General features: G+C 59.0%; 10 protein-coding genes and 3 pseudogenes. 9 read left to right on the forward strand and 4 right to left on the reverse strand.

Annotation, left to right across the window (positions count from 1 at the left end; all coding sequences use genetic code 11):
• Positions 1-1,053 precede the first annotated feature (1,053 nt).
• On the reverse strand, positions 1,054-2,175 hold the full coding sequence (locus tag EN994_RS01970; protein ID WP_063169274.1) for a DUF418 domain-containing protein: 1,122 nt from the start codon (positions 2,173-2,175) through the stop codon (positions 1,054-1,056).
• Positions 2,176-2,926: 751 nt separating this feature from the next.
• Between EN994_RS01970 and EN994_RS01975 the strand changes: the two genes are divergently transcribed.
• The 7 genes and pseudogenes from EN994_RS01975 to EN994_RS02005 all read left to right on the forward strand — a co-directional run bounded on the left by EN994_RS01975 (position 2,927) and on the right by EN994_RS02005 (position 13,089).
• Positions 2,927-3,385 carry a response regulator transcription factor gene (locus EN994_RS01975; protein ID WP_224570033.1) on the forward strand — a complete coding sequence of 153 codons (459 nt, stop codon included), beginning with the start codon at positions 2,927-2,929 and terminating at the stop codon, positions 3,383-3,385.
• 244 nt (positions 3,386-3,629) lie between these two features.
• A pseudogene (locus tag EN994_RS01980) lies at positions 3,630-4,064 on the forward strand (helix-turn-helix domain-containing protein); the annotation flags it as partial.
• A 619-nt stretch (positions 4,065-4,683) separates the two neighbouring features.
• Positions 4,684-5,343: a response regulator transcription factor gene (locus tag EN994_RS01985; protein ID WP_024505389.1), complete on the forward strand. Its 660-nt coding sequence runs from the start codon at positions 4,684-4,686 to the stop codon at positions 5,341-5,343.
• Positions 5,340-6,668, forward strand: a complete 1,329-nt coding sequence (locus EN994_RS01990) for a HAMP domain-containing sensor histidine kinase (RefSeq protein ID WP_063169275.1) — start codon at positions 5,340-5,342, stop codon at positions 6,666-6,668. The genes EN994_RS01985 and EN994_RS01990 overlap by 4 nt, the downstream gene beginning before the upstream one ends.
• Positions 6,669-8,618: 1,950 nt before the next feature.
• Positions 8,619-9,923, forward strand: a pseudogene (locus tag EN994_RS01995) (pitrilysin family protein); the annotation flags it as partial.
• A gap of 549 nt (positions 9,924-10,472) precedes the next feature.
• A pseudogene (locus EN994_RS36805) lies at positions 10,473-11,198 on the forward strand (pitrilysin family protein); the annotation flags it as partial.
• A gap of 415 nt (positions 11,199-11,613) precedes the next feature.
• Positions 11,614-13,089, forward strand: a complete 1,476-nt coding sequence (locus EN994_RS02005) for an NAD-dependent succinate-semialdehyde dehydrogenase (protein WP_095769043.1) — start codon at positions 11,614-11,616, stop codon at positions 13,087-13,089.
• 784 nt (positions 13,090-13,873) lie between these two features.
• Here EN994_RS02005 and EN994_RS02010 read toward each other — a convergent pair.
• Positions 13,874-14,389 carry a DUF2285 domain-containing protein gene (locus EN994_RS02010; protein WP_224570032.1) on the reverse strand — a complete coding sequence of 172 codons (516 nt, stop codon included), beginning with the start codon at positions 14,387-14,389 and terminating at the stop codon, positions 13,874-13,876.
• 793 nt (positions 14,390-15,182) lie between these two features.
• On the opposite strand from EN994_RS02010, the gene EN994_RS02015 reads away from it, so the two are divergent.
• Positions 15,183-15,638: a transposase gene (locus EN994_RS02015; RefSeq protein WP_256748481.1), complete on the forward strand. Its 456-nt coding sequence runs from the start codon at positions 15,183-15,185 to the stop codon at positions 15,636-15,638.
• An 880-nt stretch (positions 15,639-16,518) separates the two neighbouring features.
• Entirely contained in the window at positions 16,519-16,647 is a 129-nt protein-coding gene (locus EN994_RS36660) for a hypothetical protein (protein WP_135907184.1), read from the forward strand.
• Here EN994_RS36660 and EN994_RS02025 read toward each other — a convergent pair.
• Both EN994_RS02025 and EN994_RS36665 read right to left on the reverse strand, forming a co-directional pair.
• The gene (locus EN994_RS02025) at positions 16,613-17,245 is read right to left on the reverse strand and encodes a hypothetical protein (protein WP_127287488.1); all 633 of its coding nucleotides are present in this window, start codon (positions 17,243-17,245) and stop codon (positions 16,613-16,615) included. The genes EN994_RS36660 and EN994_RS02025 overlap by 35 nt on opposite strands.
• Positions 17,242-17,520, reverse strand: a complete 279-nt coding sequence (locus EN994_RS36665) for an AlpA family phage regulatory protein (protein WP_063169289.1) — start codon at positions 17,518-17,520, stop codon at positions 17,242-17,244. Before EN994_RS36665 ends, EN994_RS02025 begins: the two co-directional genes overlap by 4 nt.
• Between the last annotated feature and the right edge of the window lie 142 nt (positions 17,521-17,662).

The following is a 17,662-nucleotide window of genomic DNA, read 5'->3' on the forward strand; positions in this document are numbered from 1 at the left end:
CAAGGTACCCGCCGCCCACTGGTTGGCCAAAGGGGCACTGGCTCCTGATCCTGCCGCCATGCTCGCCCGATCTCAACCCGATCAAGACAGGTCTGCTCAAAACTCAAGGCGCGGCTGCGGAAGAAGGCGGCCAAAACTTTCGACGCTCTCTGCGGAACTCTCGGCGATATCTGCCAGCTGTAGGAGCCAAATCAAAAACCATTAATTGCGACAGGTGATTTTATGACATTCATTGCGAAGAGGCCAGAATGAACAGCGGAAGAGAGTAGCAGCTCTCTGGTCGCGGCGAGGTGGATCGTCGACACGATCGGCACCTGGCCCGTGCGGGGATCGCACCGCAGCCAGCACCAGAGCCAGACCTTGACCGCTTGCCTTGCTCAGGCGCCACAACAACGAGTGGCTGGAAGCAGATCCACGTGAACTCAGCGATATCGATCAGACGATGCTTACCCTCATGAAAGCCGATCCCGACGCTGTCCAGCGCCGCGAAATCCTGACCAGCATATGGCGCATCGGATGCCACCGCCTGCACACTCACCATCGACATGCCGGAACTCGGAACCAAAGGCCGCAAGCCTCGCCGGCCTCGGCAAAATGGAGCGGCCGCGCCTTCATCCGGGGCGGCCGGGCCAATGTTCGCCAGGCCCTCTACATGCCCGGCCCTTCGCCCTGCGCTTCAACCCCGACCTCAAGGCAAAATACCAGGCGCTAAAGGCGGCAGGCAAACCCGCAAAGGTCATCATCTTGTTGCGAAAGCTCCTCATCCTAGCAAACGCTCTCCTCAAGGCGCAGCGAAAATGGCCCCTAAAACCCTTGACCGAAACGGATACCTTAGCCTTTCAGGTGAGGCGGGCCGAGATAGACCAACCGCGGGTTTAACTTCGCGAGTTTAAGCTGATTATGCCGATGCAACTCTAGCGCCTGCGCGACCGTTTTAGCTTCCATCAACAAGGCGGCAGGCTGGGAGGAAGTACCCTCCCCTGCCGCGAACAAGCTTTGGACAAAGCCCCACCTTGTCCGTAATGTGATCGGGAGGCCGGGGCGCGGCGGTGCTCAGCGGATGTGACGCGCGAGATCTGCGACCCTACCCATCAGCACTTCCATCGGTCCTCGCTGGAAGATGCGCAGCCAAAGCACCGCAAAAGTGCTGATAACCACAACGAAGCCAAAGAGCGTGGACAGGCTCTCGTCTTTGAAAATGTTTATCTTCATAAGATAGGCTATTCCCGCAATGTGCAGCACATAGGCCGTCAAAGACATCGAGCCGACTGCGATTATTGGCCAGACCAGCTTTCGCAGACGCGGGAGCGCATCCACAGCGAGCATGCAAGCCGCCAAGATGATCATTGCGCAACCGGTGCTGCCCACGATCGAAAGCGTCGTTTCGCTATGAGGTGCGGCTATCCATGACGACTTGACTATAAATGACGACTTGGAAGGCTCAAAAGCGCCGTCAACGTCAGACCACCACAAGGAGGTTTCAGTCAAAGCGCGGGAACTCAGCGCGAGCAAGGATCCCCCATGGCCCAACACGGCCAGCGCGACCCCCGCCAGACCAAGGCGCCAATGCGCTGCTAGCGTATTAAGATTAAGGCGCGCGATGGCCATGCCAGCGATGAGGAAAGGAACCCAGGTCACCGCGGGATAGTAGCCGTTGACCATGAGGTTGAAGACCGGGTCGAGGAGGTTGGGGGCAACCGACAGAAGGGAGGAACGGACTTGCGGGAGAACTAATGCCGTAGCGGCAGCGATCAAGCCCAGCTGATATGCGCTGAGCCGATGGAGCGGCAATACCAACAAGAAGCAAATTCCGTAGTATTCTAGGATGACTTCGACCTGGGTACCGAGGCAGCCCAGGATTGAGCCAAGCGCGAGCAAAACAAGGGCACGAATTGCGACTCTGGCGATGGCCTGTCTACCGGCTATCCCCGACTTCGGCGCCTTGCGACCTGTAATCAGGAGGATTGAAAAACCGGCCAATACGGCAAACAGGGCCGACGGCCGCCCATGGGTTAGTTCCATCAGAAACCCGACTAGTCCTCCTTCGCCGGGGTCGGGACCGAGATGGGCGGCATACATCCCGAAGACAGCCAGGCCCCGAGCGAGGTCGATGCCGACCAGCCGATCTACTACCGACCCATTCCTAGCGTCGGCAACCGGTGCCTTCATTACCATGGTAGATTCCCTTGTTGGGTGTGTGGATCGCGGGAGCCGCGATAGGAGAGCCGGTCGGCTGCTGCCGTCGCCTCGTGAAAGGGTTCAAAACATCGCGCCATCTGGCGCATCGAGCCGGCGACAGAGCTGTTCAGCCATTAGCCTGGGGTAAGAACAACAGATCGGCTCACAAAGCCTGTGTCACGGACCTGAAAAGTGGTGTCGCGGAACCGTCGTTTTTTGCATGATGGCTAAGCCGAGAGATCCACTGCACCGACGAGAGACTCAGCGACGTTAGATATCCGATCAGTACGCCGCGGCTCCGCCGGTGACGATCACCCCGGGTGTCAAGGCCAGGGCGTAAACCTGCCATAATCTGTGGTAGTGCGCCCGCGACCAATCCGTTCGACAAAGCTCGGCGCATGGTCGAGCCAATCATATTCTTCCATGTGGCTGTTGCCTGAAAAACCGAAGACGCCGTTCGCTGGTCCAGCTCCAGACCTCGGCCTGCGTCGGTCATTAGAACCGGCGCGCCTGTTTCCCAAATCAATTTGCTGATGCAGCCGCCGGGGGTCACATTGAGCAAAAGTGCCGAGTTCAGGACGGGTTTCATAGGGGCTCTTCGTTTGGCTTTGTTAACGACCCCTTTCTTGCAAGTTGTAGCTGACAGCAGCCTGAAAGCTCCCCAAATAATTCGCTGCCGCCGGTTCAGCCTATTGTCAGCTTCGACCAATAAGATGGGAGCCTTGCCCTCATACCGGAGCTCGGCAGCATGATGCGAATACTGCTCACTGAAGACGATAAGGACCTTGGAAGTGCTATGCACGATCATTTGGTGGCTGGTGGCCACGCGGTCGACTGGGCCAAGAACCTGTCCGAAGCGCGCGATTATGCAGCTGTGGTCGGCTACGACCTTATTTTGCTCGACGTTCACCTGCCGGACGGCAATGGGATCGACTATCTGCGGGAGCTGATCAAGGAACTTGAATCGGCACCGGTCATCATTCTGACAGCCTGCGATCGGATTTCGCATCGCATCGAGGGCTTCAACGCTGGAGCCGACGACTATTTGGTCAAGCCGTTCGATCTGGGGGAACTCTCAGCGCGTATCCATGCAGTGGCACGTCGCCATGGGCATTTTCCGGAGCCGCAATTTTCGGTTGGGACGCTTTCCATACAGGCAGCCGAGCGACGCCTCTTCCGCGACGGGCAGGAGGTCTACCTGACTTGACGCGGATGGGCGGTGCTCGACTACCGTCTGCCCCAGCCCTGCACGGTCGTTTCAAAAGGGAAGATCGTGGACGCGCTTTTCGGCAGACGGCGCTGATTCATACTCTAAAAGAAAATTCGGCTTCCAGTTGCCTTGGCCATGACTTTCCTTCCCGAGAGATGGGTGACAGTTCATTCCGGATAGATGGGTTACACTTTCGGCCCTTTGCAAGGAGAGCAAGGTGCCTTGGAGGGAGTGTAACGTCATGGAAGAGCGGCTGAAGTTCGTCGCCCGGCTGCTGGACGGCGAGAAGATGGCGATGCTTTGCCGGGAGTTCGATATCTCGCGCAAGACCGGCTACAAGATCCTCACGCGCTACAACGACAGCGGCCTGGAGGGGCTGACGGACCGATCGCGGCGGCCCTATCGCCACGCCAATCAGCTTCCGTTTCAAATCGAGAAGCTGATTGTGCGCCTCAAGCAAGACAAGCCGACATGGGGTGCGCCGAAGATACGCGAGCGGCTGGCCCGGCTGTATCCGGATGTGCACCGGCCCGCGATCTCGACGGTGCATGCCGTGCTCGACCGCCACGGCATGGTCGAGCGCCGCAAGCGCAGGCGCAACAGGGCGACGGGGACACCACTTTCAAACGGCTGTCGCCCTAACGATCTTTGGTGTGCCGACTACAAGGGCGAGTTCGGCAGAGAACACGGCCGGGACAGGGGATCACAAACACTTGACCGTTCCAGACCCTGGCAGTGGCGCATCGATTGACCGTTGGCTCTGTTCGTGGGCACCGAAAATAGGGCCTTCTTGGTCCTCGGCAGAGAATATGGCCCGGACGGGGGATAACAAACACTTGACCGTTCCAGACTCTGGCAGTGGCGCATCGATTGACCGTCGACTCTGTTCGCGAGCGCCGAAAATACGGACGACCCCTATGGTCAAAGTGCACTTCTGACCTGCTAGGCACTGTTCGATAACTGGAGGCACCCGCTACGGTGCCCTCGTATTTAAGACACCTGTCAGTTTCAAGCCTGGACATTGACGCGTGGCGCGGCTGCCATTCGTTGACCGCCACGTCGAATTGCCCGCCAACCAGTGTACAGCCGCCGGTGGTCACATTGAGCAAAAGTGCCGAGATCAGGAGGGGTTTCATAAGGCCTCTTCGTTTGGCTTTGTTAACGACCCCTTTCTTGCAATTGTAGCTGACAGCAGCCTGAAAGCCCCCAGATATTCGCTGGCGCCGGTTCAGCCTACTGTCAGCTTCGATCAATAAGGCAGGAGCCTTGCCCTCATACCGGAGCTCGGCAGCCTGATGCGAATACTGCTCATTGAAGACGACGACGACCTTAGAAGTGCTGTGCACGATCATTTGGTGGCTGGTGGCCACGCGGTCGACTGGGCCGAGGGCCTGTCCGGAGCGCGCGGTCATGCAGCTGTGGCCGGCTACGACGTTATTTTGCTCGACGTTCACCTGCCGGACGGCAATGGCATCGACTATCTGCGGGAGCTGATCAAGGGGCTTGATACAACGCCGGTCATCATTCTGACAGCCCGCGATCGGATTTCGCATCGCATCGAGGGGCTCAACGCTGGCGCCGACGACTATTTGGTCAAGCCGTTCGATCTGGGGGAACTCTCGGCACGCATCCGTGCAGTGGCACGTCGCCAAGGGCATTTTCCGGAGCCGCAATTTTCGGTTGGGACGCTTTCCATACAGGCAGCCGAGCGACGCCTCTTCCGCGACGGGCAGGAGGTCCACCTGTCTGGACGCGAATGGGCGGTGCTCGACTGCCTTCTACGCCGGCCCGGTTCGGTCGTTTCAAAGGGGAGGATCGAGCACGCGCTTTATTCATTCAATTCGGAGTTCGAGAGCAACACAGTGGAGGTTTATGTCAGCCGGCTCCGCAAGAAGATCGGCGGGGATAGAATAGCAACCGTGCGTGGCTCCGGATACAGGCTCGTGGTCACATGACGAACTCGAACAGCATGACGAGAAAGCTGATATCGTGGTTAGGCGGGGCAACGCTCCTGGTTTGGATCGCCGCCCCAACCATTGCTGCGTTCATTTTTTGCAATAATGTAAACGAAAGTTCGGATGACTTGCTCCAGGGGAGCGCAGAGTACAGAGAACCAGAGCTGATCAAGGTCTTGAATGGAAAACACGTTGATCAATACAATAACCACTTGCCAACTTATGAAAAGTACTGGACCTATCGTGAGCAGGTTATTAATAAGTACGGGGTAGTGCTTATTTCTGAACCGGAAGAGGGTCAGCAGCCCTTCCCTGATGCTCCCCTGAGTAACGGCTTTTGGCGAAACGCTGATTACCGCGTCTACACAGAGGAGATCCAAGACGGCGTGTATCATCAGTTGGCCGAACCGCTTGATGGCCGCCGTACCACAATCGCGAAGGGCGCACTTTTTGTCTTCCTTCCGACACTCGTGCTCCTGCCCTTTAGCTTAGCTGTTTGGTGGATCGTGATCCGGCGCTCGCTGCGGCCAATCGAGGTACTGCGACAGCAGATCGGATCGCGCGACGGCGGCAATCTGTCACCAATGGACTTGGGCGATTTCCCGGCAGAGTTGGCTCCAATCGCGGCATCCGTCAATCGGCTTCTCGATCGTCTGCGGGCGGCTCTCGAGGCCGAACGCGAGTTCGCCGCAAACAGTGCGCATGAACTGCGCACGCCGATCGCAGGTTCAATCGCTCAGATGCAGAGATTAGTGGCCGAGCTTCCCAATGGGTCGGCCAAAATGCGTGCGCGCGGCATCGAGCAAGCGCTGTCGAGCCTTGGCCGCCTTGTCGAAAAAGTGCTTCAGCTCGCTCAAGCCGAATCGGGGGTTGGCATGGCGGATCACGCGATCGATCTTGTCCGATCGGTTCGGCTGGAAATCGATGACCTGAGGAAAAAGCCGCAATATGCCGGACGCCTGCATCTTAACGTCGACGGCTGCCCCACTTTGATGCGCAAAGTGGATGTCGATGCGTTTGGGATCCTCCTTCGTAACCTGATCGAGAATGCGCTGATACATGGACTGCCCACTGTTCCGACAACAGTTTCCGTCCAAACTGATGGAACCATCGCTATTGCAAACGCCGGACCGGTGGTGCCCCTCCCCGACCTCGAAGGGCTTACAAAGCGATTTAGTCGTGGTGCTACTCCTGCTGCGGGCTCAGGCCTTGGTCTACATATCGCTAACATGGTTATCCAGCGGATCGGTGGCAGTCTAGAGCTTGCGTCGCCCGCCCGCGGTCGCAATGATGGTTTCGAGGCGATCATACGAATTCCTCAATGACACCGGTGAATTCGACGACAGTTGGACACAGGGCGGATTGCTGGCAAGGCTGCTGACAGGGCGAACTGTACGGCAGTATGTATACGGCGTAGAAATCGTACTTCACACAACGCATTTCGGCCGCGGCAATCAATGCCGCTATCATCGTCTGAGCAGTTCGATCGAAGCGACACGACATGATCGGCAAAATCGAAGGCTCCGCCTCACCGCTCGCTCGATTTCGCCCGGGGAGAAAAAAGGCCATCCGAGAAAGTGCAAGCCGCCGCGCAAAGGCGACGTGTCCAATTGTCTGGGTGCCCCTGTGCGCCGGCCCGATCGGGTTGGCGCAGGTCCAGTAAGGACCCGGACCAACCATTCCATTTAGACGACCGGCAGGTTTTAATCGGCGTCCGGATCGCCGTCCCAAAATGCCCCAAGTATACGGCTAGAAAGGCTGCCAACGATCGAGCTTTGGTCGGAGGCGTGCTTGTCAGCGTCTTGGGTGCTTGACCGGCCTTTGCAATGGCCATCGCCATCGCAAGTATCGTGCGTGGCCAGTGAGACCGCAATTTCATCAGCCTGGAGCCGACCGTATCGGTGCTTTTTTATGATTTAGGGATTTTTCGTTTTCCTCTTGGATCATCACGGGTTTGGAGAGGATCTGGTGTTAAGTGCCATTCGGAGCGCCGGCGAACGGCCCGAAATTAATGTGGTCGAGTGATGAAGCCTCCCGAATGCGTTAAACGAGACCCTTTATGGCGGCCCTGGCTGACAACAGTCTGAAAGCTGCAAGCGGCATGCGAAAATGGGGCGATCCTGAATGACGACAGATGCTATCAACATGAAAGAGGCTCGCCCTGAAAGCTGAGCACGCTTTATGCTCAGGCTGCTGACAAGGCCAAAGCAGCGTAAGTGCGTAGTGAAATCCAAGGTCCACATGGGTCGTCGCGCGTCCCATGCGCCTGGGAAGGCGCCGGCCCGGCCAAGCTTTCCCAGCTCGTCCGCATGATGCTTCGCTGAGCGTCAATGGACGTTGGCGCGAGACCAAGGCGTCGTGCGTTGCAATCCGGACGGTCCAGGGTATCAGGAGTTTCACGGCCTCGGCCCGCTTGGCTGGCCACAGTTGAAGCTCCAACGTACCGGCTGGCACCGGGAAATTGGGCTCTGCGCTGCCTCAACGCTGATGGCACGGTCAATGCTTGCCTACCGATGGGGCCGCCCATGCCGTGATGCTGTCGGTCGACGTTCGCAAACCAGACCCTCGCGAGACCCAGCGAAGGGGCTCGCCGGTACGACGAGGGACCTTACCTCTTTATGCGCGGCATCATTATCGAGGATGACATGTTGCCTTACACGTCGTCCCTCGCGCTCGGGTCTTTGTGGGGCGGATGAAGTCCTGATCGCGGTGGCACTGCTGCATGTTTGCGTAAGACCCATCCAGTCACGATCGCGCTGTCCTTCGATGTCGCGGTGCTGATAGGCGGGCAGATCGGTGTGCGCGGCGCCCGCCAAAGGATCGTCGTCACGCCGGAGGAGGCGAGCGTCATAGCCGGCGCGCCGGCGAAAGGCGCTTTCTGTCGGATGCCCGACAATGTCGGATATCGCAAGTATCAAGGTTGGATCAAACCTTGCGAATCGGGGCTTTCTTACTTGGCACGGGGCATGCTCAGGTATCCGCAAACACCCAATGGATAACGAGCAGACTTCCCATGGCCTCACCATGCCGAAAGTTTCCCGGACGCATCCAAAGATGAGGCTCGCGTCAGGCCCAGCAACACGCTGACGGCTCATGTGGCTCGGCGTCGCGTGCCGATCCACTTTCTCCCAATAGGCGTTCGGGAGACATAGATCCTTCAAAATGAGGAACAGATCACTTTGCCAGGAACGCAGCCCATAACCCCACTCTCCCTACCAGAACTACCAAGCAAGCCCCGCACTCATGGGCTTCGCAGGACGTCCGTTGCGTCCGAGTTGGTCGGCGCGGGGCCGGCTCCGATCCCCGTCGCATGGGAGGACGGCAAGGCGAGGGATTTCGTGCTCGACAACGGCATGGAGGTGGTCGTCATTCCCAACCACCGGGCGCCGATCGTCACCCACATGGTGTGGTACAAGATCGGCAGCGCCGACGAGCCGCCGGGCAAATCCGGCATCGCCCATTTCTTCGAGCATCTGATGTTCAAGGCGACGACCAACCATGCGGGCGGCGAATTCGACCGCGCAGTGTTCGAGATCGGCGGCTCCAACAACGCCTTCACCTCCTCCGACTACACCGCCTTCTATCAGACAGTGGCGCCGTCGGCGCTCGAGCTGATGATGAGCTTCGAGGCCGACCGAATGCGAAACCTCATCCTGACCGACGATGTCGTCAAGACCGAGCGCGATGTGGTCATCGAGGAGCGCCGCTCAAGCACCGACACCAACCCGCAGGACGTTCTCCATGAGGAGATCGACGCGACGCTGTGGCAGAACCACCCCTATCGCATCCCGATCATCGGCTGGATGCAGGAGATCGAGCAGCTGAACCGCGTCGACGCCACCGTCTTCTATGAAAAGTACTACTGGCCCAACAACTCCGTGCTGATCGTGGCCGGCGATGTCGAACCGGACACGGTGCGGGCGCTGGCCGAAAAGACCTATGGCAAGGTGGCGCGCGGACCTGACCTGCCGCCGCGCATCCGGCCGGTTGAGCCCGAGCAGAACACCAGGCGCACCGTCACGCTCTCAGACGCCCGCGTCAGCGTGCCCAGTTTTTCGACGCAGTGGGTGGTGCCGTCCTACCACACCGCCAAGCCGGGCGAGGCCGAAGCGCTCGACCTGCTGGCCGAAATTCTCGGCGGCGGTAACCGCGGCCGGCTCTACCAGGCGCTCGCTGTCCAGCAAGGTATCGCTTCCAGCGCCCGCGTCTATTTCCAGGGCACTATGCTCGACGACACCAAGTTCGCCATCTATGGCGCACCGCGCGGCGATGCCAAGCTGGCTGATCTCGAAGCGGCGGCCGCTGCCGAAGTTGCCCGCATTGCCGAGGATGGTGTCAGCAACGAGGAACTAGGCAAGGCCAAGGACCACTATTTGCTCAATATGATCTTTGCGGAAGACAACCTGGACTGGCTCGCCAGCATCTACGGCTCGACGCTGGCCACCGGCGGTACCGTGAAGGATGTCGAGGAACGGCCGAATCGCATCCGCAAGGTTACCCCCGAGCAAATCAAAGCAGTTGCCGCCCGCTATCTCGCGTTCGACCGTTCGACCACGGGCTATCTCTTGCCCAAGACGGAGAATCAAGAGATGACGCTCGGCGCTCGGCCCCATGCTGCGATGAACATCCAGGAGGTGAAGTCCGAAAAGGGCATCATCGCCTGGCTGGTGGAGGACCACACAGTGGAAATCGTCAACATCGGCTTTGCCTTCAAGGGCGGCACCAAGCAGGACCCGGTCGGGAAGGAGGGGATGGCCAAACTGATGGCCGGCCTGTTCATCGAAGGCGCTGGCCATTACGACAGCGGTGCCTTCCAGGTGAAGCTCGACCATGCCGGCGCCGAAATGAGTTTGGACGCGCAAAGCGACGACATCTACGGATCGATGTGCATGCTTTCCAAAAAGCAGGACGCGGCGTTCGGCCTGCTTCGGCTCGCGCTGAACGCGCCGCGCTTCGAGCAGGGGCCGATCGATCGCGTCCGCGCCGAGATTGTCTCCCGCATCGTCGGCAGCGAGCGAGACCCTAACGCCATCGCTCAGCGCAAATGGCTGCGCGCGATCTATGGCGCGCATCCTTGTTCAAGGCTGGGAGAAGGCACAAAAGAGAGCCTGCCCGGCATCACGCCGTCCGACCTCCGCGCCTTCCACCAGGCCATTTTCGCTCGCGACGGGCTCCATATTGCCGTGGTGGGTGACATTGACGCGAACACGTTGAGGGAAAGGCTTGACCAGCTGTTTGGTGATTTGCCTGAGCAACAAACCCTCGTCCCCGTCTACGATGTCGCGCCGAAACTCGGTCAACTGGTGGAGGAGAACTACGACCTGCCGCAGACTTCGCTGACGTTGGCCTGGCCTGGCGTGAAGCCTAGCGCGCCGGATTTCTACGCGGCCGTGCTGCTGAACGACATCCTTGGCGGCTCATACTTGACTTCCCGCCTTTACGAGGAGGTACGTCAAAAACGCGGCCTTGCCTATCACGTCAGCTCTGAACTAACCCTTGACTCGCTTCTGGTTACGACAGAGACACGCTCGGACTGCGCTGCCCAAACACTGAGCATCGTGCGAGATGTGGTAAAGCAGATGGCGCAGCAAGGACCGACCGGGGCCGAGCTCAAGGCGTCGAAGAAGCACCTGATCGGCGCCTATGCCATCGACCAACTGGGCTCGACCCGCTCGATTGCAGACCGGCTCCTGGATTTGCAGATTCACAAGGCCGACGTCGACTACAACCAGCGTCGCGCCCGCAGCATCGGTCGGGTGACGCTCAAACAGGTCAAGGCGGCGGCCAAAAAGCTGCTTTCGGCCGAGCCCGCCATTTTGGTGGTCGGCCCGCCGCTGGGCGGCAAGGATGAGTAAAGAAACTCATCTCACCTTCCTTCTTCATCGGGGCTTCTCGTGGGAAGAGCGAATGTGGAGGCCCGTGGGCCAAGCAGATCATGCAGACGCGCGGAGTCGTTTTCGCCGACCTTGCGCGGCATTGGCGGTCCGGCGGCCTCTCGCCGAAATGGCGCTCCTCAGCATGTATGCCGCCTTTTTGCAGAATTCAGTCGCATGCCACCAGCAGGCATGGTGGATGAAGCAAACATCCGACTGCTTAATCCATCAATTGATGAACCGCGGGCACTCAAACTAACGAAACTGCTGTCTTTTCATCGGGCTAGCGTGGTCTACCAGCTGCTTTGCCGAGGCCCTACGACGAACCCACTGGTGCAGAATACACACTGACGGCCTGTCGACCTGGATGTTCGCTGCGTTGAGGAGGAATCCGGTATTGCCCCTGTGCCTGCCGATGATCCGCCGTCTGAAATCCCCGCACCTGTTTGGAGCCATCGACCGCCTGCCGGCACTCGGCAGACCAGTTGGCAATAAGACGTTCGAGGTCGTCAATCCGTCGACCGGCGAAGTTTTGGCAGAGCTTCCCGATATGGGCGTGGAGGAGACACGTGCTGCGGTAGACAAGGCCTATGTTGCGCAGTCGGGATGGGCCGCGTTGACGGCCCGAGAACGTAGCGACGTTCTTTGGCGATGGCATCAGCTGATCATCGACCATGCAGGCGATCTCGCCGCGATTCTGACTGCGGAAATGGGCAAGCCGCTTGCCGAAGCCATTTCAGAGGTATCGCATGCGGCGGCGTATCTGCAATGGTATGCCGAGGAGGCCAATCGCGTCTATGGCGAGACGATCTCGGCACCCTCGACAGACCGCCGAATGCTAGTGATCAAGCAGCCCATCGGCGTTGTTGGCACGATCACGCCATGGAATTTCCCGGCCTCCATGGTGGCGCGCAAAATCTCGCCGGCCTTGGCTGCGGGCTGCACAATCGTGCTCAAGCCCGCTGAACAGACGCCGCTCGTGGCTGGCGCAATGTTCGCCCTCGCCCATCAGGCCGGCTTTCCCGATGGCGTGGTCAACCTGATCTATGCGTCCGAAGGTGATCGCGTGGGCCGTGAACTCTGCACCAATTCCAAGATTCGAAAGATCAGCTTCACCGGTTCGACCGAGGTCGGACGGCTGCTGATGCGTCAGTGCTCTGACCAGATCAAGAAGGTCAGCCTTGAACTCGGCGGCAATGCACCTTTCATCATCTTCGATGATGCCGACATTGACGGTGCTGTTGACGGTGCGGTCCAGGCGAAGTTCCGCAATGCCGGCCAGACCTGCGTTTCCGCGAACCGCATTTACGTCCAATCGAGCGTTCACGATGAGTTCGTCAAGAAATTCGTGGAAAGAATCCGGCACTTGTCGGTTGGCGACGGATTCGATGCCGGAGTGGACATCGGACCGCTCATCGACAAGCATGCTCTGGCCAAGATCGAGTCTCACGTCGCAGATGCCATTGCGAAAGGCGGCACAATACGATGCGGGGGCCAGCGTATCGGCAAGAATGGCACGTTTTTCGAACCCACGGTCCTCACCGAGATTTCCAGCGTCATGGCAGTCGCGCAAGAGGAGACATTCGGGCCGCTCGCGCCGATCATTCGCTTCAACGATGCGGATCAGGTCGTGCGCGAGGCCAATGACACGATATACGGCCTCGCCGCATACTTCTATGCCTCAAACCTGAAGCGGGTCTGGCGTGTGGCAGAGGCTCTGGAATATGGCATGGTTGGCATCAACACGGGACGCATGTCCTCGGAGGCGGCACCGTTTGGCGGGATCAAACAATCCGGCATCGGGCGGGAGGGTTCCCGTCATGGCCTCGAGGACTATCTGGAAATGAAATATCTTTGCATGGGCGGGATTTGAAACCTGCTGCACTGTCTCTCCGCCCCACCGGGGGGCGGCCTGCGGTCAATGCCGCCACCTAATTGGAAGTTCCAAACGCCGTTGACCTGAAACACGGATGCCCGGCAGGAGACTGAGCTCGCTGTCGGGCCGGACATGCCTTGGGAGGGCATAAGTCAGCGCTCCTAGGGCCGATGGGCCACTCAGTTCGTGCGCCTTTTGCCGATTGCGTTGCATGTGCCGTGCCAAGCCAAAAAGCATTGATAAACCGCCGATGGATCAGCTTTTGCCCTGTTGCGCATTCTACATTGTGGGATATGCGACAATGCCCAAGCGGTTGAATCGTCGTGTTGCAGAACCCCAGACGGGTCATGACTGCTATTCTTAGGACAGTGCGCAGCAAGCCGCTACTCGCTGCACTCCAGGCACACCATTTCCATAATCAAGCGGTGGGTGCTATGTTGACCGAGCTGTCGACCAGGGAACGGTGTGAGGCCTCAGATCCCTCCATATTGTTGCACCCGCCGGTCCAACAGGACTGCAGGTCCGGCCTCAAAGGATCTTGGCTGCTATGGCGACATTGCGGTGCACGCCGCTTTCCGACCAATGATGTGCGTCCAGGTCGAGGCCGGCCCTAATGAACCACCGCCTTGGCACCCTCGCCCATCTCATTTCGGCATCGACAAGCTAGACCAGAGCGCACTTGCAAGGCGCCATGCAGTCCTGTCGGCGGGCGAACTGTTGGTGACGGGTACAGCTGCGAGCGAACGTTCATCCACCGACGCACAGCGCGGACTGTCGCTTTTCAAATTAGGAAATCTCTGTAGCCACCATTCATGAGCGCGCGGCCACGCGAGACGGCCCGACGGATGCGGTCGCGCAGATGATCGCGAGGATCCGCCCAGTCGGCATGGACGCGCCGTTGACCGATGAGAACTTCGGCGAGCTCGCGATGAGGTGCTCCGGCGAGCGAACCGTCGAGCGCACGAAGAACGAAGGACAAACGAACGCCGCGCTTTTCCGGCGCAAACAAGCGGGGGGGCAACTGTTGCCCTAGACTGAGAGCATTGAGGCACTCCAGTCCCCTCAGTCGATGCTTTAAAAGCACCGCGGGCCAGATGGCTTGCGTATGCAGGCAAACAGGGTGGAGGATATTCGCGCCCGAGACGGCGAGCTGCAGCGCGTGGTCCGCATTGCGAAGAAGAACATGCTGGCTCTTGTCGGGCGCCAGCAGGACGATTGCACGACAGGGCAATGCCGAGAGTTCGAACGGCGGTGTCGGCGACGAGGCAGGCAACCGTTCCGCAATGACCGGCAGCACATGGACGCACCAGAGCGGACACCAGAATACGACCGAAGCGCGGCCACAAGACTCCGCGAAACAGAACACCCCAGCGTGACAGGTCGCCGGCCGACGCGACCATATCGAGAAAGGATTGGAGAGACCAAGTCTTGCAATGCTGGCGCGCAGCGGTCAGATCGCGCTGGAACGCTGGATTGCGGCGTAAGAACTCCCAAGCCCACTCCCGCAGCGTCAGGCCAGCGGTGTAGTCGTATGATCTTTCATCCCGCCAATCGGCCTGATCCGCGCCAGTCAGGAGATTCATGACTGACATCCCCTGCCCGCGCCTGCGTGCGTCGAAACATTATGCCACTTCGCAAAGCATCGGCGAAGGCAGCAGACGTCGAAGACCCCGTTTCGTTGAAGCGTCAGCCATCGCCACTGTCGGCGACAGAAGATGTGCCCAAATTGCCACCAGACCGTCGAACTGGCACAGCGACGGCCAGCGCGACCTGGAATTGATCCCGTAACGGTCATCGGCTCCTGCGTCGCGATCCAGACGTCCCTTGAAGGCGCAGTAGCGCGGCAGTGGATCGCACGCTGCTTGTCGGCAAGTTGTCGTAGCGGCGGCGCCATAGGCACGGTCATCGGAGGGTCTCCTGCGGCAAGCTTTCGCCATTGGAGGCCAATCTCCCCGCTAGGGCAGCCTGTGCAGTTGCACAGGTGAAGCGGATCAATCAGGGGGAGCCATGGCGGAAACTGGATGATGGCGGCTTGAGGAGAGCGGCGTATCGAGGCGGGTGATGAAGCCTGCCAGTACCTCTCAAGGAGAGTGATACGCCATGAACGAGACTATCAACACATTGTTCGCCTTCGTCAGCCCGACGAAATCGATGATACCCTGACGGATGTACTTCGCAGCGGCGCGCGCAAATTGCTTGCGCATGCGATCGAGATGGAGGCCGAGGCGTATGCCAAGGCGGTCGACTGCCTGACGAAAGATCATATTGCGTCGCTGGCGCTCTACGATTTCCCCGCCCAACACTGGGATCATCTGCGAACGTCCAATCCCATCGAAAGCGTCTTTGCAACCGTTCGCTATCGCACGGTGCGTACCAAGGGCTCGCTATCCTCGAAAACCGCCCAGCTGATGGTCTTCAAGCTGTTGGCCGCGGCCAGGAAGTGGCGACGATTGAAAGGACAAAATCAGTTGCCGAAACTCATCGCAGGTGCCAGGTTCCTGGACGGAATCCAGGTCATCGAAACGAAGCCGCAGAGCGCCGCTTGATCAGCCTCGTCACCCAAATTCCAGCATAGCTCCATCGGAACTGCCAGCCTTCCTTGCCGATCAGGCGCATATCAGCGCTGACGATACCGAGGACGGCGATGGCGGTCACCTCCAGGCCGCCGAGTAACGACCCTCAAAACACCGCACTGGTCGAGGCCAGCCTGAACCGGTATCTTGTGCCTGCCCTCGGGAGTCGCTCTATCCACCATGTGATCGACACCGACATTGCTAACATCACCAAGAAGATCGTCGCCGGGGGTCACCCGCAAGCGGCTAACACGGCCTTCTGGTGTATGCGGGCATTTTTCAACTGGTGTCGCAAACCGCCGCAACGGCTCATCCGCGGTTTCCCCGCGAGGGATTGGAAAATCCGGATCCGGCCCCGATCGTCAAGCGCAAGCGAGTGGTGAACGATGCCGAACTGGCGGCTATATGAACGGGCTGTGAGCCCGAACCGGGCGATATCGGCTATTCGTTCGGCTCCATCGTCAAGCTGCTCATTCTGACCGGACAGAGGCGTACGGAAGTTGCCGCGATGCGTTGGTCCTCAACCTTGAAGCCGGAACATGGAACTATCGGGTGACCGCACGAAGAACGAAGAGCCTACGCTTATTCCGCTGTCCACACTGGCGGTGTCGGTCCCCCAGACGGTACCGAAGACCAATGACACGTTTTTTTCCCTGCGAGGGGCAACGAAAGAAGCCACTTCTCAGGCTACGCGAAGGGCAAGAAGGCTCTAGACGGCAAGGTCAATACTGACGGGGTGGCTTTGGAGAACTGGACCCTTCACGATCTGCGCAGGACGCTCGCGACAAATCTCGGCAGGCGGCAGGTATTGCCACACGTCATCGAGCACATACTGAATCACAAGGCGGCGTCCTTGACAGACATTGGCGAAATCTACAATCTCTATAGCAACGTCAAGGAGAAGCGCGAGGTGTTGCAGATGTGGTCAAATCACATCGAATGGCTGATCAAGCAGGCTGCGGATGACGCTCTGGCGGCGTAGCTGCTGGCATGGGCGGAAGATGCGGCGCAACAATCGTCAGAGCCTCATCGAATTGGAGAGCATGCTTGACCAGCAAATGCGCGGCCAATGCTTCGATGGCCGACCAGTGATCGAGTACTAGCCGGGCCGTGCAATCTTCGATCCGCCCCCAATCGGGGCGGCGCGGCATCAGGAACCGCAACTCACCATAGATTCGCTTGGCATCCGCGTAGTCGCTGCTCCCCTCATTCCCATCGGACGCATTCATCGCCATATCGCGCGGGTCCAGATAGCCTTCGAATGCGGATTCTGCAAAAGGACCTGCCAGACACGCAACTATCTCTTGGATCGCTTCATCGCGTTGGAAATGTCGATCCATATCGTTCTCGAAAATCGGCTTTAGCTCCGAGGTGAATCCTTGCGCTGAATAGAAAACCGTGCCTTCGACAAAACCACCGCACTCTCCGTCACCGGCGTCGGGGTAAATACTAACACTTGAGAAAGCAGGGAGTTCACGGTCGTCGTCGAACATCTGACGGTGCAAAACGATGGCGGCCACCGCGTGCCCGGCTTCGTGATGCGCCACAGACGGGAGAAGATATTGGGAGGCTACATTCATGCGGTGCGGCTCTCAGATCTAGTTTCCATCCAAGCCCTGATATCGGATTCAAGCCATGCGACTCGGCCGGGGGAGATGCGACGCCGCTTAGGGAACAGGCCTGCCTTCAGAGTCGCGCGGTCGCGCTCGAACTGCGTTCCACTGAAGTGCTTCAGGGTCTTTGCCGACTGGCCGGCGGCCCAGGCAAGTGCCCGCTCGCCTTCCACATCTTCAAGCCAAAGATAGAGATCGTCGTCGGGAGCATCCAGCGTTGGACGGACATCAAATGCGTTCATGTCCGGACAGCCTTCAGAAAGAAGGGATAGAGGCTTCCGTTTGATCGGGAACGCTTAGTGTTGGTAGCGGCGCCCACATGTTCGAAAAGCGTGATCATTGATGAGTTCTTCCAGTCGGTGCGGCATCGCAGTGCTTTTGCGC

This window comes from Mesorhizobium sp. M7A.F.Ca.CA.002.09.1.1, assembly GCF_003998555.1.
Classification (GTDB): Bacteria; Pseudomonadota; Alphaproteobacteria; order Rhizobiales; family Rhizobiaceae; genus Mesorhizobium; species Mesorhizobium ciceri.